Below are 19,058 nucleotides of genomic sequence, written 5' to 3' on the forward strand. Positions count from 1 at the left end.
AACTGGTATAAAGGTAATAACGTTAAAAGTAACAGTAAAGCGCAACAATAATTCATTCGCTATCTTAAAGCGTAAAAAGGGCGGGTCTGTACCAAACGCCGCCCCGTCAATAAATGCGTTACGCCTGTTCCAGCGCCAGCTTCAGGTCCTCAATTAAATCGTCGCTGTTCTCAATGCCGATCGACAGACGAATCGTTGCTTCAGTAATGCCGATACGCTGGCGTACCTCGGCAGGCACGCCGGAATGAGTGGTGCTGCCAGGATGGCTGGCGAGCGATTCCGTTCCGCCCAGGCTGACCGCCAGCTTAAACAGCTGTAGCGCGTTCAGGAAACGGAATGAGGCAGCCTGCCCGCCGCGAATATCAAAAGAAAAGGTCGAACCGGCACCGCTGCTTTGCGCCTGGAAGGTTTTTCCGGCGGCGGAGTTGGCGTCCAGGAATGACAGATAGTGCAGCTTCTCCACCTTCTCGTGGCCGCGTAAAAAGTTGGCGACCGCCTCGGCGTTGCGGTTGGCTTTCTCCATACGCAGCGACAGCGTCTCCAGCGAGCGGCCCAGCATCCAGCTGGAGTGCGGATCAAGCTGGGTGCCGATCGCGCTGCGCAAGGCGCGCACCTGCGTCATCAGCGCTTTGCTGCCCATCGCCGCGCCGGCGATCAGATCGGAATGGCCGCCGACATATTTGGTCAGCGAGTAAAGAGAGATATCCGCGCCGTGCTCCAGCGGCCGCTGGAACAGCGGGCCGAGCAGCGTATTGTCGCAGGCGATAATCGGACGATGGCCCTGCTGCGCGGCGATTTTCTCCGCGACGCGCCGAATAAGCGCAATGTCTACCAGGCTGTTGGTCGGGTTAGCGGGCGTTTCAATCAGAATTACCGATACGCGTCCGGCGGCCAGCGCCTGGTCTGCCGCCTGCTGCACTTTCTCTTCATTCAGGCCGTCGCTGAAGCCGACCGCCGCGACGCCCAGGCGCAAAAAGGTTTTGCTCAGCAGGGTCTCGGTGCCGCCGTAGAGCGGCTGGGAGTGCAGAATAACATCGCCCGGTTTAACGAAGGCCAGCAGCGTCGTCGAAATGGCGGACATGCCGGAAGAGAACAGCACGCTGCTTTCGGCGCGCTCATAAACCGCCAGGCGATCTTCTACAATCTCGCTGTTGGGATGATTAAAGCGCGAATAAACCAGACCGCCGGACGCGCCCGCAGGCGGCTCGCGTCGGCCCGACACATAATCAAAGAAGTCGCGGCCATCTTCCGCGCTGTTGAACACGAACGTCGAGGTCAAAAACACCGGCGGCTTTACCGCGCCTTCCGACAGCGCGGGATCGTAGCCGTAATTCAGCATCTGGGTTTCCGGTTGCAGCGGGCGTTTACCGATATGGGTTTTTTTCGTATTGGCCTGTTTCATGGTTTCTCCTGGCAATCCGGCAACGAAATTGCGCTTACGCTACCACAACGGCTTATTAGCTGATAAATGACTTAACGTTCTAACTTTAAAACCAAAAGCATGATTAAATACGGTATTTTGGACGTTCAGCAGTCTGTATGTCTGTGAGGCGCCACACCATAACGCGGTCGCGCGGCGGTATTTGACCCGCAAATTATGATAGACTTCGCTGCTTTCGACAGATGACGAAGCTGAAGCTATGAAACACACCGTTGAAGTAATGATCTCCGAAGCGGAGATTCGCAATCGTATCGCCGAACTGGGCCAGCAGATCACCGAAGATTACCGCGACAGCGGCAGCGATATGGTGCTGGTGGGCCTGTTGCGCGGCTCCTTTATGTTTATGGCCGATCTGTGCCGCACCATCGATGTTTCGCATGAAGTCGATTTTATGACCGCCTCCAGCTACGGCAGCGGCATGTCGAGCAGCCGCGACGTGAAAATCCTCAAGGATCTGGATGAAGATATCCGCGGCAAGGATGTGCTGATCGTCGAGGACATCATCGATTCCGGCAATACCCTGAGCAAAGTGCGTGAAATCCTCAGCCTGCGCGAGCCGAAATCGCTGGCGATCTGCACGCTGTTGGACAAGCCGTCGCGCCGCGAAGTCAACGTGAACGTCGAATATATCGGTTTTTCTATTCCTGATGAGTTTGTGGTCGGCTACGGCATCGACTACGCGCAGCGCTATCGCCATCTGCCCTATATCGGCAAAGTGGTGATGCTGGAAGAGTAAGGATGAACGATTGTGCTGTCAGGGACAGCACAATCGATTAAAGATAGCCGTTGCGTGACGGGCTATTATGCCGTTCGCTAATTAGCGATGGCTTTCAGGATGGTTGAGCAGGTTGGCAATGCCGTGACGGTAACGCTGTTCCAGCAGCTCGCGGCTGGTGGCGGTCACTTGCAGGTCGCGCAGGCAGCCGTCGTGGATGCCGTAAACCCAGCCGTGAATCGTCACTTTCTGCCCGCGTTTCCATGCCGACTGCAGAATCGTTGAATGGCCCAGGTTGTAGACCTGCTCCATAACGTTGATTTCGCAAAGCTTATCAAAGCGTTTCTCTGGCGGCAGTTCGCCCAGTAACGAGCTATGCTTGTACCACAAATCGCGGATGTGCAGCAGCCAGTTGTTGATCAGCCCCAGTTCCGGGTTTTCAACCGCCGCCTGTACGCCGCCGCATCCGTAGTGTCCACAAATGATGATATGTTCCACTTCAAGCACTTCTACCGCGTATTGCACCACGGAGAGGCAGTTGAGGTCGGTATGGATCACCAGGTTTGCGACGTTACGATGGACAAACAGCTCGCCAGGCTCAAGGCCGGTTAAGCGTTCGGCAGGAACGCGGCTGTCGGAGCAGCCAATCCACAGAAAGCGGGGTTTTTGCGCCAGCGCGAGGCGCTCGAAAAAGCCGGGATCTTCCTCAACCAGTAATTTAGACCATTCGCGGTTGTTGCTGATGAGTGTATCAATATCTTTCATGATGGTTATCGTTCTGTAACAAGCAAAAATGCGTGGACGTACTATAGGACAACGTCTGACAATTTCAAACGGTAAAAATAACAGTTAACAAAACAGGGTAAGCAACTTCTCTATGACCTATGCACTGGAACTAGAAAAACTCACCAAGACCTACTCCGGCGGCGTTCAGGCGCTGAAAGGGGTCGATCTGGCGGTCGAGGCGGGCGATTTTTACGCGCTGCTGGGGCCGAACGGCGCGGGGAAATCGACCACCATCGGCATTATCAGTTCGCTGGTTAACAAAAGCGGCGGCCGGGTGCGCGTTTTCGGCTACGACCTGGAAAAAGATGTGGTCAACGCCAAACGCCAGCTGGGGCTGGTGCCACAGGAATTCAACTTTAACCCGTTTGAAACCGTGCTGCAGATCGTGGTTAACCAGGCGGGCTACTACGGCGTTGAGCGCCGCGATGCGCTGAAGCGCGCGGAGAAGTACCTTACCCAACTCGATCTCTGGAACAAACGCAATGAGCGCGCGCGTATGCTCTCCGGCGGCATGAAGCGCCGTCTGATGATCGCGCGCGCGCTGATGCATGAGCCGAAGCTACTGATCCTCGACGAGCCGACCGCGGGCGTCGATATCGAGCTGCGTCGCTCTATGTGGACCTTCCTGAAAGAGCTGAACGCGCAGGGCACGACCATTATCCTGACCACCCACTATCTGGAAGAAGCGGAAATGCTGTGCCGCAATATCGGCATTATCCAGAGCGGCGAGCTGGTGGAAAACACCTCGATGAAAGGGCTGCTGGCGAAGCTGAAGTCGGAAACCTTTATCCTCGACCTGGCGGCGAAAAGCCCGTTGCCGCGCCTGGAAGGTTTCCAGTATCGGCTGGTGGACACCTCGACGCTGGAAGTAGAGGTGATGCGCGAGCAGGGGCTGAACAGCGTATTCAGCCAGCTCAGCGCGCAGGGCGTGCAGGTCTTGAGCATGCGTAACAAGGCGAATCGCCTGGAAGAGTTGTTTGTCAGTCTGGTGCAGGGAAAAACGGGAGGTCACGCATGACGCACTTATACTGGGTCGCGCTGAAAAGTATCTGGGCGAAAGAGATCAACCGTTTCGCCCGTATCTGGATTCAGACGCTGGTGCCGCCGGTAATCACCATGACGCTCTATTTTATTATCTTCGGCAATCTGATCGGCTCGCGTATCGGCGATATGCATGGCTTCAGCTATATGCAGTTTATCGTGCCGGGGCTGATTATGATGGCGGTGATCACCAACGCCTACGCCAACGTCGCGTCGTCTTTCTTCAGCGCCAAGTTTCAGCGCAACATAGAAGAGCTGCTGGTGGCGCCGGTGCCGACCCATATCGTGATTGCCGGCTACGTCGGCGGCGGCGTGGCGCGCGGCATCTGCGTGGGCATTCTGGTGACGGCGGTATCGCTGTTCTTTGTGCCGTTCCATGTGCACTCCTGGCTGATGGTGGCGGTGACGCTGCTGCTGACCGCGGTGATGTTCTCGCTGGCGGGCCTGCTGAACGCGGTCTTTGCGCGCACTTTTGACGACATCAGCCTGATCCCGACCTTTGTGCTGACGCCGCTGACCTACCTGGGCGGGGTGTTCTATTCGCTGACGCTGCTGCCCCCGTTCTGGCAGGCGGTGTCCAAACTGAACCCGGTCGTCTATATGATCAGCGGTTTCCGCTACGGCTTCCTGGGCATCAACGACGTGCCGCTGGTGTTTACGCTGTCGGTGCTGGTCGCCTTTATCGTGGTGTTTTACATACTGGCCTGGACGCTGATCCAGCGCGGGCGCGGTCTGCGCACCTGATATCGACCTGCTGAACGCGCTTTACGGAGCGCGTTTTTTTTCGCCCATATTTTGCCGTCGCGCTGCGGTAAATCTGATAAAGCAATTGGGACATTTGTTCAGTTTCGCTCTTTGTGCCAGGCTGTTTCCTGAGGCAGAGAAGGACGAACAGAATGACAGAGAGAAGCTGGCGTCAGGACCCGCAGCGGCGCGAACGTATTGCCGAGGCGGCCCTGGAGGTGATTGTAAAATATGGCGTTGCGGGCACCACCTACCGTAAGGTGGCGGCCGAGGCGGCGGTGCCGCTCAGCGCGGTCAGCTACTATTTCAGTAGCCTGGAAGCGCTGCTTTTCGCCGCGTTTAACCAGCTTTCACAGCATATCTCCGATCAATTCTCCGCCCGCATCGCCCTGGCGCGCACGCAGCAGGATGCAGTCGATGCGGTGGTGGCAATCGTGTTTGGCGACGCCACCTCCTCTTCACGCACTTTACTGCTGAGCTATGAGCTTTACGGCTACGCCAGTCGCCGTCCTGAACTGAAGCCGATCATGCTGGGCTGGATGACGCGTAGCCGCAGCGCGCTGGAGCAGTTCTTCTCGCCGACGGCGGCGGTGGCGATCGACGCCTTTATCGAGGGCATGATGATCCATCGTTCCGTCATGCCGGTGACGCCGGAACTGGTGGCCTGCGCCGTAAGGCGGCTGGCCGACCTGTAGCGTCGTCTTGTCTGAACAGATGAATGGAGGAAAGATGACCGAAGCGGAAAAAGCGCTGGCGGGATTACTCTACGACGCCAACTACGATCCGGCGCTGATCGCCGAGCGCGGCGAGGTGAAATATCGGCTGCAACAGTACAATCAAACCGATCCGCGCGACCTGGCCGGACGGGACAAACAGATTAAGGCGCTGCTTGGCCGTACCGGCGAACAGATTCTGATCGAACAGCCTTTCTGGTGCGACTACGGACGCAATATCGAAACCGGCGAGAATTTTTACGCCAACGTCAATCTGGTGATCCTCGATTGCGGCAAGGTCACTATCGGCGACAACGTTTTTATCGGCCCGTCCGTCGGCATTCATACCGCCGGACATCCGCTTGACGTGGAACAGCGTAACTGCGGGCTGGAGTATGCGCGCCCGGTCGCCATTGGCAATAACGTCTGGATCGGCGCTGGCGTGCAGATCCTGCCGGGCGTGTCGATTGGCGACAACAGCGTGATCGGCGCCGGCAGCGTGGTGACGAAAGATATTCCGGCCAGCGTCGTGGCGGCGGGCAATCCGTGCCGGGTGCTGAAAACGCTTTAACTTTTTTGTCGAGGTGCGTGATGTCGCAGTTTCACTGGATTAACCCGCCCGCCGTCTGGCGCGAAGAGAACCAGCAGCTTTCGGTAGTGACCGACCAGAACACCGATTTCTGGCGCGAAACCTGGTACGGCTTTACCCGCTTCAGCGGCCATTTTTACGGCTGCGAGGCGGAAGGGGATTTTACCTTTCAGGCGCGCATTCGCGCCGATTTCCATACGCTCTACGATCAGGCGGGCATTATGCTGCTGGCCGATGAGCAGCAGTGGCTTAAGGCGGGAATTGAATATAACGACGGTCACCCCGCCATCGGCAGCGTGCTGACGCAGGGCAGCTCCGACTGGGCCACCGGGCCGTTTAACGGCGATGCGCGCGATTTCTGGATGCGACTGACCCGACGCGGCGACGCCCTGCGGCTGCAATATTCCGTCGATGGCGAAGTCTGGCCGCTGCTGCGCCTGTGCCGCTTCGTCACGACGGAACGCTGCCAGGTCGGCGTGATGTGCTGCACGCCGGAGCGCGCCGGACTGGCGGTGACCTTTAGCGAGATGCGCCTGACGCCGCCCAACGGCAAGGCGCTACATGATTTAAGCTGACACGGAAGCCGGAAAAGGGGGAAACGATGCGGCGGGCAGGGGAAGATTATCGGCGATAAAGAAAAAGCAAATCGGGCGGCAGTAAACAACAAGCTAAAGGGAAGTTGTAAGGGGAAGCGGGCAAAACAGGCGGGACAGAACGGTCCCGCCGGGAAATCAGGCAACCTGCACCGGTACGGCTTTCGCCAGACGCTTCATCTGATTGTCGCCTTCAAAGTAGGCGACTTTCGGCTGCCACTGGCGCGCCTCTTCGTCCGGCATCTGCACGTAGGAGCAGATGATCAAAATATCGCCTTCGCAGGCGCAGCGGGCGGCGGCGCCGTTAACGGAGATGATTTTCGAACCGCGTTCCGCCGCGATGGCGTAAGTGGAAAAACGCTGTCCGTTGGTCACGTTATAAATATCGATCGCCTCGTACTGAAGAATGCCGGAGGCGTCGAGGAAATCCTGGTCAATGGCGCAGGACCCTTCGTAATGCAAGTCGGCCTGGGTGACTTTCACCCGATGCAGCTTGCCTTGCAGCATGGTGCGTACCATATCTCTGTTACCTTGTTCCGCAACAAATCAAAAGATGAGCGACAGTATTCATGGATCGCCGTCGCTTGTCTACTGGGTCAGATCAACCGTCTGATTATCGATCAAGCGGGCCTTGCCCAGCCAGGCGGCCATCAAAATGACCGCGCGCTTGCTGTCGACATTAAGCGGCAGCAGCGTATCCGCATCGCAGATCGCCAGGCCGTCGGGACGCAGGCCTTTCTCACGCAGCGCCGCTTCGGCGCTTTCGATAATCTCTTCGGTATGACGCTCGCCGTTGGCCAGTTTCTGCGCCATCTCGCGCATCACCTGGCTTACCATCGGCGCCAGCTTGCGCTCGTCGGCGGTGAGATAGCCGTTGCGCGAACTCAGCGCCAGGCCATCCTTCGCGCGAACCGTCGGCACGCCGATAATATCGATATCGTAGCCCATATCGGCCACCATTTTGCGGATCAAGGCCAGCTGCTGATAATCTTTCTCGCCGAAGCAGGCAAGGTCGGGCTGCACCAGATTAAACAGCTTGCTGACGATGGTAGCGACGCCGCGGAAATGACCGGGGCGGCTGGCGCCTTCCAGCAGCGTCGACAGGCCCGGCACGTCGACGAAGGTCTGGGTGTCCAGCCCTTTGGGATAGATATCAGCCGGAGCGGGGGCGAACACCAGGTCGACGCCGCGACGGTTCAGCTTTTCGCAATCTTCCTGCAGGGTGCGCGGGTAGCGCGCCAGATCGTCGGCGCGATCGAACTGCATCGGGTTAACGAAGATGCTGACCACCACGATATCGGCGCGCTCGCGCGCCTCATCCACCAGCGTCATATGGCCGTCGTGCAGGTTGCCCATGGTCGGCACCAGCGCGATGCGTTTGCCATCCTGACGCCAGCGACGAATTTCACGGCGCAGCATCGGCTGCGTTTCGATAATCAACACGGATTTTCTCCTGTTCACTGGAAACTGTGTTCCGCAGCGGGGTAGACGGCGCTTTCGACTTCCTGCACGTACTGGCGCACCGCCGCGCGGATGTCGCCCGCTTCGGCCAGAAAGTTTTTGGCGAATTTGGGGATATGGCCGCCGGTAATGCCGAAGGCGTCATGCATCACCAGAATCTGGCCGTCGGTGACGTTGCCCGCGCCGATGCCGATCACCGGGATCGTCAGCGCCTCGGTGACGCGCTGCGCCAGCGCGACCGGCACGCACTCCAGCACCATCAGCTGTGCGCCCGCCGCTTCCAGCGCCAGCGCGTCGGCCAGCAGGCGCTCTGCGGCTTCATCGTCGCGACCCTGCACTTTATACCCGCCGAAAATATTAACCGACTGCGGCGTCAGGCCAAGATGGCCGCACACCGGCACCGCGCGCTCGGTGAGCATACGCACGCTTTCCGTCAGCCAGGCGCCGCCTTCCAGCTTAACCATATTGGCCCCGGCGCGCATCAGGCGGCCCGCGCTTTCACAGGTCTGCTGCGGCGTGGCATAGCTCATAAACGGCAGGTCGGCGAGCAGCAGGCAGTGCGGCGCGCCGCGGCGCACCGCAGCGGTATGATAAGCGATATTGTCTACCGTCACCGGCAGCGTGGATTCATGTCCCTGTACCGTCATGCCCAGTGAATCGCCGACCAGCATCACCTGAATGCCTTCATCGGCAAACAGACGGGCGAAGCTGAAATCATAGGCGGTGATAGAGGCAAATTTTTTGCCTGCCTGTTTCCACTGGCGCAGGTGCGAAATAGTGGTGGGTTTCATGACAACCTCAGTATCTACGTTCTGGTGGGCGCAGTGTAAAGGATCGCGACGGTCAGAGGAAACTTCTTATCGTGGCGTCAGTAGCGCGCCCGAGGGGAGGCGGAGGCTTTACCAGAGTTGAATGGCGCTGCAGTCAAGTTTAGCTGCGATATCAGCCAGATAGCGTCCATCTGGCAGGCGGGCCTGCGGCGCGATCTCCAACAGCGGCACCAGCATAAAGGCGCGGTTGAGCATATCGTAGTGGGGCACCGTCAGACGCGGGGTTCTCAGCACCCGATCGCCAAACAGCATAATATCGAGATCGAGCGTGCGCGGCCCCCAGCGTTCCGCTTTGCGCACGCGTCCCTGTTCCAGCTCGATGCGCTGCGTATGATCGAGGAGCGCCTCTGGCGACAGCTGCGTATCAAGCGCTACGGCGGCGTTGAGATAGTCGGGCTGATCGGGCGGGCCGTAGGGCGGCGTGCGGTAAAACGCCGACACCGCCGCCCGCTGCGTTTGCGGAATGGCGGCCAGCGCATCAAGCGCGTTACGCACCTGATGCAGCGGATCGGCGAGGTTGCTGCCTAAGGCCAGATAAACGCGATTCATACGCGATCCAGGATGCGAAGGCGCAGGAGGTTCAGCATCATCATGCGTTGCTGCTGTTCTCGCGGCGCGGGGCGGCGGGACGCTTGCGCGGACGACGCTGACGACGGCGCGGCGCCGGATCGTCGCCGAGATTTTTCAGCATATGGTTCTGCTGCGGCGGCGCGGCGGCCTGGAATTCGCCCCACCAGTGCGCCAGACGCTGCAGTTCCTGATTGTTCTCCACTTCCGCGCGCAGCGCCAGCAGATCGTAGGCGGCGCGGAACTTCGGATGCTCCATCAGCTTCAGCGCGCGCTTGCCGTGACGACGGGAAATCCGCAGCTGAAGCTGCCAGATATCGCGTACCAGCGTGGTGATGCGTTTCGGAATCGCCAGCGAGCGGCAGGCTTCATCCAGTACGTCGTTCATCGCCAGCGCAAAGGCGTCATAGTAGGCGAGTCCGCTCTCCTGCGCGATGCGCTGCGCGGTCTCCAGCTGCGGATACCAGAACATGGCGGCGAACAGGAACGCGGGATTCACGCGCATCTGATTTTGAATGCGCGTGTCGGTATTCTTCAACACCTGCTCCACCATGCGCTCCATCAGGCTGTCGCCGCGCTCGGTAAAGGCGCGGCTAATCACCGGGAACAGCGGCTGAAACAGCTGATATTCGCGCAGCAGCAGATAGGTTTGATATCCGTAGCCCGCCTGCAGCAGCTTCAGCGCCTCTTCAAACAGGCGCGCCGGCGGAATATCGTTCAGCAGCGTAGCGAGGCGCGGGATCGGCTCGGCGGTGGTTTCCGCAATGGTCATCTCCAGCTTGGCGGCGAAGCGCACCACGCGCAGCATCCTGACCGGATCTTCGCGGTAGCGCGTTTCCGGATCGCCAATCAGACGGATAATGCCCTGTTGCAGATCCTGCAGGCCGCCGACATAGTCGCGCACGGTAAAATCCGCCACGCTGTAGTAGAGGCTGTTGATGGTTAAGTCGCGGCGTTGGGCGTCATCTTCAATGGTGCCGAAAATGTTGTCGCGCAGCAGCATGCCGTTCTGGCCGCGCTGGGCGTTGGCGTCTTCTTCCGCCTGGTGGTGGCCGCGGAACGTCGCTACTTCGATCACTTCCGGGCCGAACATCACGTGCGCCAGACGGAAACGGCGGCCGACCAGACGGCAGTTGCGGAACAGTTTGCGCATCTGCTCCGGCGTCGCGTTGGTGGTGACATCAAAATCTTTCGGCGCTTTACCCAGCAGCAGGTCACGGACACCACCGCCCACCAGATAAGCCTCGTAGCCCGCCTTGTTCAGGCGATACAGGACTTTCAGGGCGTTTTCGCTAATGTCTTTGCGCGAGATGTTGTGACTTTCACGAGGGATGACGGTCATCTGCAGTTCGTCTTCCTCAACCTCTGCCGGCGCCGCGTCATCACGACTCAGGACTTTACGGCAAAAATTAGCTACTCGGGTAAAAATAGGACACCTCGATAATGACGATAATTCGGTGGTAAAATCAGCGGCTAATCATAGCCTGTTGCGACCCATTTGAGAATGGTGTTGTCGTTTCGATGGCGGGCAGCGCGTCATTGCGCGGCATTTTCGCCAAATCCCACTGTGCAACGGCCTGTTCAAGCAGCTGTGCTGTTGTGATATCCCGCCACGCTTCCGGCGCGGATTGTCCCAGAAAACGCAGCGCGTCGATCAGCACCGGGCGCGGGTCGCCGGTCGGCAGCGCAGGCGCATGATTCTGCTTCGACAGCTTATTGCCATCATGATTAAGCGCCAGCGGCAAATGCAGATAAGCTGGCTCCTGCCAGCCGAACTGCCGCCAGAGGGCGATCTGGCGCACCGTTGGCGCAATCAGATCCGCGCCGCGCACGATTTCGGTCACGCCCTGAAAATGATCGTCCACCACCACCGCCAGGTTATAGGCGAACAGCCCGTCGCGGCGATGAATAATGAAATCTTCTTCCGCCAGCGCGCTGTCGGCATGGATATCGCCGCGCAGCAGATCGTGGAACTGCCTTACCGGCGCGCGCTGACGCAGGCGCAACGCGGCGTTTTCCGGGCCCAGATGTCGATCGCGGCAGTGCCCGTCGTACACGCCGCCGATTTGCTGAATGCGGCTGCGGGTACAGGTGCAATAATAGCTTTGCCGGTGCTGACGCAGCCACGCCAGCGCTTCACGATAGGCGTCATGACGCTGCGACTGCCACAGCACCTCGCCGTCCCAGTGCAGGCCGTAGTGGTCCAGCTGACGCAGAATCGCGTCGGCGGCGCCGGGCACTTCGCGCGGCGGATCGATATCTTCGATGCGCACCAGCCAGCGGCCGCCCTGCGCGCGGGCGTGCAAATAGCTGCCAAGCGCGGCGATCAGCGAGCCGAAATGGAGTTCACCGGAAGGAGAGGGAGCAAAGCGTCCAGTACAGGGAGTAGACATCACCGTATTCACGTAACTGCAGTGGGGCGGGAGAGTATCCCGCTCGCACTGCATCGTTCACGTGCCGTTAGCCGGCCATCTGTTTTTCGCGGATTTCCGCCAGCGTTTTACAGTCGATGCACAGATCGGCGGTAGGACGCGCTTCAAGGCGACGGATACCGATTTCAACGCCACAGGATTCACAGTAGCCGAAATCGTCGTCTTCTACCTTTTTCAGCGTCTTCTCAATCTTTTTGATCAGTTTACGCTCGCGGTCGCGGTTGCGCAGTTCGAGGCTGAACTCTTCTTCCTGAGCGGCGCGGTCGACCGGATCAGGGAAGTTAGCCGCTTCGTCCTGCATGTGTGATACCGTACGATCCACTTCATCCCTGAGTTGATTGCGCCACGCTTCAAGGATTTTCCTGAAGTGCGCCAGCTGGGCTTCGTTCATATACTCTTCGCCCGGTTTCTCCTGGTACGGCTCCACCCCAGCGATGGCGAGAATACTCAGGGACGATGTTTTACGGTTTTGCCCTTCTTGCATGTTGTTTCTCCTGGATAACACGCACTATCGATCCCCAATGGGGAAAAAAACAGGCCGCTATAAATAACAGAAGCAGTCAAGGTTGGCAATTATTCCTGAACGCATCTTGACAAGCCTGTGAGGAACAGCGTATTTAGCGCGACGCTACCTTGTAGCACAATAAATCGCACTAAATATTACAACGCCAGTTCCAGTCGATTTTCCAGCCACATGCCCGTCGGAGATAACTGCGCCTTATAGCAAAGGATCTCTACGCCGCTCTGTTGCGCCTGTGCCAGTTCTTCTGCGTAACGCGCGTCAATGTGACGTGCGGGGGAAACGTCCTCAATCCCCGAGTGCAGAACAGTAAATAACATAACCGCACGTTCGCCCCGTCGGGCGATGCTGGCTAGTTCACGCAGGTGTTTTTGGCCGCGCACGGTCACCGCATCTGGAAAGTATCCTCTCCCTTTCTGCAACAGCGTTACAGATTTCACTTCAATATAGCACTGCGGCCTGTTGTCCGCCTGAAGCAGGAAATCGATGCGGCTGCGTTCCGCACCGTATTTCACCTCAGCGCGTAAATGTTGGTAACCAGACAATTCCGCAATGCGCTCCGCCGCCAGCGCTTCGCGCACTAACTGATTGGCGCGCAACGTATTAACGCAGATCATATGACCCTGCTGCGTTTCGGTCAGCTCCCAGCTGCTGGGGTATTTGCGCGTCAGACTGTCCGAAGTGGAGTACCAAACGGTATCGCCTGGCGTGGCGCAGCCGGTCATCGCGCCGGTATTGGCGCAGTGCAGGGTAAAGGTCTCGCCCTCCGGCGTCACCGCATCGGCCAGAAAACGCTTATAGCGGCTAAGCAAACGCGCCGGACGCAGCGCCGGTTCAAATTTCATGAAGACTCCTGCAGCGGCCAGCTTTGCAGGCGGCGATAGCGAGTGCGCCCCTGGCTGAAAACCGACTGATATAAAGAAAAGCAATCCACCGTAAACCGCCAGTGGAAATTGCGCGGCGGCAGCGCCACCGGGCGGGTAGCGTTGCGCAGCAGCGTAATATGGGGATGAAAGGGCTGCGGACTTTGATGACAGCCGCTGCGCGCCGCCTGCGAACGCAGCATCTCCGCCAGCTGCAACAGCCCGCGCGGCGCCTGGCGGCAGCCAAGCCACACCACGCCGGGGCGCGGCCAGTGGCCTGCGTCATCCAGGTCGAGGGCGAAGGCACGTTGCTGGATGCGGCCAGCCAGCTGTTGCAGCCCCTGCGCTTTCTCATCGCTGACGTCGCCCAAAAAGGCCAGCGTAATATGCAGATTGGCGGCGGCGATCGGGCGGCCCGCCTCTTCGGGAAACTGTTCCGCGCGCCAGCGCACCAGCTGCTGCTGTAAAGGCTCCGGCAAACCGATGCCGAAAAAGAGACGACGTGCGCTCATAACACTCTCCGGTAAACAACACAGAGGAATGCTACAATGCGCACCATCAGAAGACCAATGCTGGACGGAGTTTCGTTTGAGTGATTTACCGGTAAGCGCCGTGCTGCCTGAGGTGCTGGCCGCGCTAAAACAGGCGCCGCAGGTGCTGCTGGCCGCCCCAACGGGCGCAGGCAAATCGACCTGGCTGCCGCTGCGGCTGTTGCAGCAGGGCGGCTTCGCCGGGCGCATCATTATGCTGGAGCCGCGTCGTCTGGCGGCGCGCAATGTCGCGCAGCGCCTGGCGGAACAGCTGGGCGAGGAGCCCGGCGGCCAGGTCGGCTACCGTATGCGCGGCGAAAGCCGCACCGGACCGGCGACCCGGCTGGAGGTGGTGACCGAAGGCATCCTGACGCGCATGCTGCAACAGGACCCGATGCTCGAAGGCGTATCGCTGATTATCCTCGATGAATTTCACGAGCGCAGCCTGCAGGCCGACCTGGCGCTGGCGCTGTTGCTGGATGTGCAGCAGGGGCTACGCGACGATCTGCGGCTGCTGATTATGTCCGCCACGCTGGATAACGCGCGTCTCAGCGCGCGCCTGCCCGACGCGCCGCTTATCGTCTCCGAAGGGCGCAGCTTTCCGGTGGAGCGGCGCTACGCCACTCTGTCGCCGCAGCTGCGTTTTGATGAGGCGGTGGCGCGCGAAGTGGCGCAGCTGCTGCGCGCGGAAAGCGGCTCGCTGCTGCTGTTTCTGCCCGGCGTCAGCGAGATCGAACGGGTGAAGAATCAGCTGGCGTCGCGCGTGGACGAGGAGACCGAACTCTGCCCGCTCTACGGCGCGCTGCCGCTGGCGGCGCAGCGTCGCGCCATTCTGCCTGCGCCCGCTGGCAAACGTAAGGTGGTGCTGGCGACCAATATTGCCGAGACCAGCCTGACCATCGACGGCATCCGTCTGGTCGTGGACAGCGCGCTGGAGCGCGCGGCGCGTTTCGACGTGCGCAGCGGCGTTACGCGGCTGCAAACCCAGCGCGTCAGCCAGGCGTCGATGACGCAGCGCGCTGGCCGCGCCGGTCGTCTGTCGCCGGGCATCTGTCTACACTTAATCAGTCGTGAACAGGCGGAGCGCGCCGCCGCCCAAAGCGAACCGGAAATTTTACAGAGCGATCTCAGCGCGCTGTGGCTCGATCTGTTGCAGTGGGGCTGTCGCGACGTCGCGCAGCTCAGCTGGATCGATACGCCGCCGTTGCCTGCGCTACAGGCGGCGCAAACGCTGTTGCGCAGACTGGGCGCTATTGACGAGGAAGGCAGGCTGACAGCTAAAGGACGTGCAATGGCCGCGCTGGGCAGCGAACCGAGTCTGGCGGCGCTGTTGACCGCCGCGAAAGATAAAGATGCGCTGGCCACCGCCGCGCGTCTGACAGCGATCCTTGAGGAACCGCCGCGTCAGGGAAGCCGCAATCTCAGCGACCATCTCTTTACCGCGCACGGCGGCTGGCAGCAGCGCGCGCGTCAGCTGCAAAAACGGCTGAGCGGCGTCGGCGGCTCGGTGGATGCCGCGCTGGCGCCGGCGCTGCTGGCGCAGGCGTTTCCCGATCGCATTGCGCGTCGCCGCGGCGACAGCGGGCGTTATCAGCTGGCGGGCGGTTCGGGCGCGATGCTCGATCACGACGACGCCCTGACGCGCCATGAATGGCTGATCGCGCCGCAGCTTCTGCAAACCGACGCGCAGACAGAGGCGCGCATCCTGCTGGCGCTGCCGGTGGATATGGCGGCTTTGCAGCACGATGCGCCCGGTCTGGTGCGCAGCGAAACCGACGTCGAATGGGACGAAGAGAAAGGCACGCTGCGCGCCTGGCAGCGCGATAAAATCGGCGTGCTGGCGCTGAAATCAGCGCCGCTGGCGAAGCCGGAGGCGGAGGTGCTGCATCCGGCGATGCTGCGCTGGATTGGCGAAAAAGGACTGTCGGTGCTGAACTGGACGCCGGAAGCGGTGCAGCTGCGGCTGAGGCTGCAATGCGCCGCGCAGTGGCTGCCGGAGGAAAGCTGGCCAGCGATGGATGATGAGACGTTGCTCGCCACTCTTGAACGCTGGCTGCTGCCGGAGATGAACGGCGTGCGCGACATGCGAGGGCTGCGTCAGATCAACCTCGTCAGCGCATTATTACATTTGCTCACATGGTCGCAACGTCAGCGGCTGGATAGTGCGTTGCCAACTCACTACACTGTGCCGACCGGCAGCCGCCTGCCGATTCGCTATGACAGCGAAAAGCCGCCCGCGCTGGCGGTGCGCCTGCAGGAGATGTTTGGCGAAGCGCAAAACCCGGCGATTGCCGAAGGGCGCGTGCCGCTGGTGCTGGAGCTGCTATCCCCCGCGCAGCGGCCGCTGCAAATCACCCGCGATCTCGCCGCGTTCTGGCGAGGCGCTTATCCGCAGGTGCAGAAAGAGATGAAAGGGCGCTACCCTAAACATGCCTGGCCCGACGATCCGGCCAGCGCGCTGCCCACGCGCCGCACCAAAAAATACGCCGCGCCGCAGTAGCCTGGGCGGATAGCTTTCGGAGGGTTCTGCTTTCCGAAATGATGCAGTAAGAACAGAGTAACCGGCCTTGCCAAAAGGCCATCCCTGGAGAAACGAAACGAATGTCTGGGAACGATCGCGAACCTATCGGGCGCAAAGGAAAACAGCCTAAGCCGCCACGTAAATCGGGCGGCCAGGGACGCCGCAGGGAAGAATATAACGACGAACAGAATGATGATTACCAGGAGGAAAGACCGGTGCCACGTAAAGGAAAAGGGCGGCCGCCGCGCAGCAAAAAAAGAAAATGGCTGGGATGGCTGATTAAGCTGTTTATTGTCGGCGTCGTCGTGATGGCGGCCTACGGCGTTTATCTCGATTCGGCCATTCGCAGCCGTATTGACGGCAAAGTCTGGCAGTTGCCGGCGGCGGTCTATGGCCGCATGGTCAACCTCGAACCCGGCATGGCCTATAACAAGAAAGAGATGATTGCACTGCTGGAAGGCACGCAGTACCGTCAGGTGACGCGCATGACGCGTCCGGGCGAGTTCACCGTGCAGGCCAACAGTATCGAGCTGATCCGTCGCCCGTTCGATTTCCCCGACAGTAAAGAGGGGCAGATCCGCGCGCGTCTGACGTTCAGCAACGATGCGCTGAGCGAGATCAAAAACCTTGATAACGGACGCGACTTCGGCTTCTTCCGTCTCGATCCGCGCCTGATCACCATGTTGCAGTCGCCTAACGGCGAGCAGCGGCTGTTCGTGCCGCGTGCGGGCTTCCCCGATCTGCTGGTGGATACGCTGATCGCGACGGAAGATCGTCACTTCTACGAACACGACGGCATCAGCTTCTATTCCATCGGCCGCGCTTTCCTGGCGAACATTACCGCCGGACGCGCGGTGCAGGGCGGCAGTACGTTGACGCAGCAGCTGGTGAAGAACCTGTTCCTGACCAACAAGCGCACGCTGTGGCGTAAAGCCAACGAAGCGTATATGGCGCTGATTATGGACGCGCGCTACGGCAAAGACCGCATTCTGGAGCTCTACCTGAACGAGGTGTATCTCGGCCAGGCGGGCAACGATCAGATCCGTGGCTTCCCGCTGGCGAGTCTCTACTATTTTGGCCGTCCGGTGGATGAGCTGAGCCTCGATCAGCAGGCGCTGCTGGTGGGTATGGTGAAAGGCGCGTCGCTTTACAACCCGTGGCGTAATCCGAAGCTGGCGCTGGAGCGACGCAACCTGGTGCTGCGCCTGTTGCAGCAGCAGAAAGTGATCGATCAGGAGCTGTATGACATGCTCAGCGCCCGTCCGCTCGGCGTACAGCCGAAGGGCGGCGTGATCACGCCTCAGCCTGCCTTTATGCAGATGGTGCGCGGCGAATTGCAGGCGAAGCTGGGCGATAAGGTGAAAGATCTCTCCGGCGTGAAGATCTTCACCACGCTCGATCCGGTGTCGCAGGATGCGGCGGAAAAAGCGGTGGAAGAGGGGATTCCGGCGCTGAAGAAACAGCGCGGCCTGAAAGATCTGGAAACCGCGATGGTGATCGTCGATCGCTTTAGCGGCGAAGTGCGCGCGATGGTGGGCGGCGCCGATCCGCAGTTCGCCGGTTACAACCGCGCCATGCAGGCGCGTCGCTCGATCGGTTCTCTGGCGAAGCCGGCGACCTATCTGACGGCGCTGTCGCAGCCTGACACCTATCGTCTTAACACCTGGATCGCCGATGAGCCTATCGCGCTGAAAATGTCCAATGGACAGGTGTGGAAACCGCAGAACGACAACCATCGCTTCAGCGGCAAGGTGATGCTGGTCGATGCATTAACCAACTCGATGAACGTGCCGACGGTAAACCTGGGCATGACGCTGGGGCTGGATAATGTGATCAATACCTGGACGAAGCTGGGCCTGCCGAAGGATCAGCTGCATCCGGTGCCGGCGATGCTGCTGGGCGCCCTGAACCTGACGCCGGTTGAAGTGGCGCAGGCGTTTCAGTCGATCGCCAGCGGCGGCAACCGCGCGCCGCTCTCTGCGGTGCGCTCGGTAATCGCCGAAGACGGCAGCGTGCTGTATCAGAGCTTTCCGCAGGCGGAGCGCGTAGTGCCTGCACAGGCGGCCTATCTGACGCTGTATACCATGCAGCAGGTTGCCGCGCGCGGCACCGCTCATGCGCTGGGCGCGAAGTTCCCGAACGCGCACCTGGCGGGCAAAACCGGCACCACCAACAGCCAGGTCGACAGCTGGTTCGCCGGTATAGATGGCAAAGAGGTCGCTATCACCTGGATTGGCCGCGATAACAACCAGCCAGCGAAACTTTATGGATCGTCAGGCGCGATGCAGCTTTACCGCCGCTATCTGGAGAACCAGTCTCCCATGCCGCTGACGCTGACGCCGCCGGAAGATATCGCCTCCATGGCTGTGGATTCCGCTGGCAACTTTGTCTGCAATACCGGCAGCAGCGGCTGGCGCACCTTACCTGTCTGGACCACCGACGCCGATGCGCTTTGCCAGCAGCAGATGCAACAGATCCAGCAGCAGCAGATGCAGCAACAGCAGTTGGAGCAACAGCAACAGCCTCAACAACCGCAACAGCAACCGCCGCAGCAGCAAAGCGGCGACGGCGTCGCGGGCTGGATCAAGGATATGTTCGGCGGCGACTGATCGCATTAAGTGAGAGTAAAACCAACGGGCGCACATTAACGTGCGCCCTTTTTTATTCCATTAGCTGCCGTTCGCGCTTTTTATTTTCACTATAAATTAAGCG

General features: G+C 59.9%; 19 protein-coding genes. 8 read left to right on the forward strand and 11 right to left on the reverse strand.

The features are described 5' to 3' along the window. Positions 1 to 118: 118 nt before the first annotated feature. A complete protein-coding gene (locus tag MYY08_RS15870; protein ID WP_038628144.1) occupies positions 119 to 1,402 on the reverse strand; it encodes a cystathionine gamma-synthase family protein in 1,284 nt (427 codons plus the stop codon). Positions 1,403 to 1,640: 238 nt separating this feature from the next. On the opposite strand from MYY08_RS15870, the gene hpt reads away from it, so the two are divergent. Further along, positions 1,641 to 2,177, forward strand: a complete 537-nt coding sequence (gene hpt / locus MYY08_RS15875) for a hypoxanthine phosphoribosyltransferase (protein WP_038628142.1) — start codon at positions 1,641 to 1,643, stop codon at positions 2,175 to 2,177. 81 nt (positions 2,178 to 2,258) lie between these two features. Here the strand turns inward: hpt and can are convergent, their stop codons facing one another. After that, entirely contained in the window at positions 2,259 to 2,921 is a 663-nt protein-coding gene (gene can / locus MYY08_RS15880; protein ID WP_038628139.1) for a carbonate dehydratase, read from the reverse strand. 112 nt (positions 2,922 to 3,033) lie between these two features. Here can and MYY08_RS15885 point away from each other — a divergent pair, with 112 nt between their 5' ends. The 5 genes from MYY08_RS15885 (at position 3,034) to MYY08_RS15905 (ending at position 6,604) form a co-directional block, all read left to right on the forward strand. After that, positions 3,034 to 3,960 (forward strand): ABC transporter ATP-binding protein, encoded by a 927-nt coding sequence (locus MYY08_RS15885; protein ID WP_038628137.1) that lies wholly within the window; start codon positions 3,034 to 3,036, stop codon positions 3,958 to 3,960. Then, positions 3,957 to 4,727 (forward strand): ABC transporter permease, encoded by a 771-nt coding sequence (locus tag MYY08_RS15890; RefSeq protein WP_038628134.1) that lies wholly within the window; start codon positions 3,957 to 3,959, stop codon positions 4,725 to 4,727. The genes MYY08_RS15885 and MYY08_RS15890 overlap by 4 nt, the downstream gene beginning before the upstream one ends. Before the next feature lie 152 nt (positions 4,728 to 4,879). Continuing rightward, positions 4,880 to 5,422 (forward strand): TetR/AcrR family transcriptional regulator, encoded by a 543-nt coding sequence (locus MYY08_RS15895; RefSeq protein WP_038628131.1) that lies wholly within the window; start codon positions 4,880 to 4,882, stop codon positions 5,420 to 5,422. Positions 5,423 to 5,456: 34 nt separating this feature from the next. Then, complete coding sequence (locus MYY08_RS15900; RefSeq protein WP_038628129.1) at positions 5,457 to 6,011, forward strand: sugar O-acetyltransferase; 555 nt, start codon at positions 5,457 to 5,459, stop codon at positions 6,009 to 6,011. A 20-nt stretch (positions 6,012 to 6,031) separates the two neighbouring features. Further along, on the forward strand, positions 6,032 to 6,604 hold the full coding sequence (locus MYY08_RS15905) for a DUF1349 domain-containing protein (RefSeq protein WP_081981832.1): 573 nt from the start codon (positions 6,032 to 6,034) through the stop codon (positions 6,602 to 6,604). Positions 6,605 to 6,760: 156 nt separating this feature from the next. On the opposite strand, the gene panD is transcribed toward MYY08_RS15905, so the two are convergent. The 9 genes from panD to thpR form a co-directional block, all read right to left on the reverse strand. Further along, positions 6,761 to 7,141 carry an aspartate 1-decarboxylase gene (gene panD / locus MYY08_RS15910; protein WP_038628123.1) on the reverse strand — a complete coding sequence of 127 codons (381 nt, stop codon included), beginning with the start codon at positions 7,139 to 7,141 and terminating at the stop codon, positions 6,761 to 6,763. A gap of 69 nt (positions 7,142 to 7,210) precedes the next feature. After that, positions 7,211 to 8,065: a pantoate--beta-alanine ligase gene (panC, locus tag MYY08_RS15915; protein ID WP_038628120.1), complete on the reverse strand. Its 855-nt coding sequence runs from the start codon at positions 8,063 to 8,065 to the stop codon at positions 7,211 to 7,213. Between the two features lie 14 nt (positions 8,066 to 8,079). Further along, positions 8,080 to 8,874: a 3-methyl-2-oxobutanoate hydroxymethyltransferase gene (panB, locus tag MYY08_RS15920; protein WP_288014901.1), complete on the reverse strand. Its 795-nt coding sequence runs from the start codon at positions 8,872 to 8,874 to the stop codon at positions 8,080 to 8,082. A 108-nt stretch (positions 8,875 to 8,982) separates the two neighbouring features. After that, complete coding sequence (gene folK, locus MYY08_RS15925) at positions 8,983 to 9,462, reverse strand: 2-amino-4-hydroxy-6-hydroxymethyldihydropteridine diphosphokinase (protein ID WP_038628116.1); 480 nt, start codon at positions 9,460 to 9,462, stop codon at positions 8,983 to 8,985. A 40-nt stretch (positions 9,463 to 9,502) separates the two neighbouring features. Next, entirely contained in the window at positions 9,503 to 10,909 is a 1,407-nt protein-coding gene (gene pcnB, locus MYY08_RS15930; RefSeq protein WP_038628114.1) for a polynucleotide adenylyltransferase PcnB, read from the reverse strand. Positions 10,910 to 10,946: 37 nt separating this feature from the next. Further along, the gene (gene gluQRS / locus MYY08_RS15935) at positions 10,947 to 11,873 is read right to left on the reverse strand and encodes a tRNA glutamyl-Q(34) synthetase GluQRS (RefSeq protein ID WP_038628112.1); all 927 of its coding nucleotides are present in this window, start codon (positions 11,871 to 11,873) and stop codon (positions 10,947 to 10,949) included. A 67-nt stretch (positions 11,874 to 11,940) separates the two neighbouring features. Further along, positions 11,941 to 12,396 carry an RNA polymerase-binding protein DksA gene (dksA, locus tag MYY08_RS15940; protein WP_038628110.1) on the reverse strand — a complete coding sequence of 152 codons (456 nt, stop codon included), beginning with the start codon at positions 12,394 to 12,396 and terminating at the stop codon, positions 11,941 to 11,943. 176 nt (positions 12,397 to 12,572) lie between these two features. Further along, complete coding sequence (sfsA, locus tag MYY08_RS15945; protein WP_190296523.1) at positions 12,573 to 13,277, reverse strand: DNA/RNA nuclease SfsA; 705 nt, start codon at positions 13,275 to 13,277, stop codon at positions 12,573 to 12,575. Beyond that, positions 13,274 to 13,807: an RNA 2',3'-cyclic phosphodiesterase gene (gene thpR, locus MYY08_RS15950; protein ID WP_038628107.1), complete on the reverse strand. Its 534-nt coding sequence runs from the start codon at positions 13,805 to 13,807 to the stop codon at positions 13,274 to 13,276. Before thpR ends, sfsA begins: the two co-directional genes overlap by 4 nt. A 76-nt stretch (positions 13,808 to 13,883) precedes the next feature. On the opposite strand from thpR, the gene hrpB reads away from it, so the two are divergent. Both hrpB and mrcB read left to right on the forward strand, forming a co-directional pair. Then, positions 13,884 to 16,325 (forward strand): ATP-dependent helicase HrpB, encoded by a 2,442-nt coding sequence (hrpB, locus tag MYY08_RS15955; RefSeq protein ID WP_244947403.1) that lies wholly within the window; start codon positions 13,884 to 13,886, stop codon positions 16,323 to 16,325. Positions 16,326 to 16,426: 101 nt separating this feature from the next. Then, complete coding sequence (gene mrcB / locus MYY08_RS15960) at positions 16,427 to 18,955, forward strand: bifunctional glycosyl transferase/transpeptidase (protein WP_038628101.1); 2,529 nt, start codon at positions 16,427 to 16,429, stop codon at positions 18,953 to 18,955. Positions 18,956 to 19,058: the final 103 nt, after the last annotated feature.

The sequence above is a fragment of the Mixta sp. genome (assembly GCF_024610815.1).
Lineage (GTDB): Bacteria > Pseudomonadota > Gammaproteobacteria > Enterobacterales > Enterobacteriaceae > Mixta > Mixta calida.

Bases quoted from the DNA above. Each gene is read 5' to 3' on its own strand.
- MYY08_RS15870 (WP_038628144.1), bottom strand. From the start codon at position 1,402: ATGAAACAGGCCAATACGAAAAAAACCCATATCGGTAAACGCCCGCTG.
- hpt (WP_038628142.1), top strand. From the start codon at position 1,641: ATGAAACACACCGTTGAAGTAATGATCTCCGAAGCGGAGATTCGCAAT.
- can (WP_038628139.1), bottom strand. From the start codon at position 2,921: ATGAAAGATATTGATACACTCATCAGCAACAACCGCGAATGGTCTAAA.
- MYY08_RS15885 (WP_038628137.1), top strand. From the start codon at position 3,034: ATGACCTATGCACTGGAACTAGAAAAACTCACCAAGACCTACTCCGGC.
- MYY08_RS15890 (WP_038628134.1), top strand. From the start codon at position 3,957: ATGACGCACTTATACTGGGTCGCGCTGAAAAGTATCTGGGCGAAAGAG.
- MYY08_RS15895 (WP_038628131.1), top strand. From the start codon at position 4,880: ATGACAGAGAGAAGCTGGCGTCAGGACCCGCAGCGGCGCGAACGTATT.
- MYY08_RS15900 (WP_038628129.1), top strand. From the start codon at position 5,457: ATGACCGAAGCGGAAAAAGCGCTGGCGGGATTACTCTACGACGCCAAC.
- MYY08_RS15905 (WP_081981832.1), top strand. From the start codon at position 6,032: ATGTCGCAGTTTCACTGGATTAACCCGCCCGCCGTCTGGCGCGAAGAG.
- panD (WP_038628123.1), bottom strand. From the start codon at position 7,141: ATGGTACGCACCATGCTGCAAGGCAAGCTGCATCGGGTGAAAGTCACC.
- panB (WP_288014901.1), bottom strand. From the start codon at position 8,874: ATGAAACCCACCACTATTTCGCACCTGCGCCAGTGGAAACAGGCAGGC.
- folK (WP_038628116.1), bottom strand. From the start codon at position 9,462: ATGAATCGCGTTTATCTGGCCTTAGGCAGCAACCTCGCCGATCCGCTG.
- gluQRS (WP_038628112.1), bottom strand. From the start codon at position 11,873: ATGTCTACTCCCTGTACTGGACGCTTTGCTCCCTCTCCTTCCGGTGAA.
- dksA (WP_038628110.1), bottom strand. From the start codon at position 12,396: ATGCAAGAAGGGCAAAACCGTAAAACATCGTCCCTGAGTATTCTCGCC.
- sfsA (WP_190296523.1), bottom strand. From the start codon at position 13,277: ATGAAATTTGAACCGGCGCTGCGTCCGGCGCGTTTGCTTAGCCGCTAT.
- thpR (WP_038628107.1), bottom strand. From the start codon at position 13,807: ATGAGCGCACGTCGTCTCTTTTTCGGCATCGGTTTGCCGGAGCCTTTA.
- mrcB (WP_038628101.1), top strand. From the start codon at position 16,427: ATGTCTGGGAACGATCGCGAACCTATCGGGCGCAAAGGAAAACAGCCT.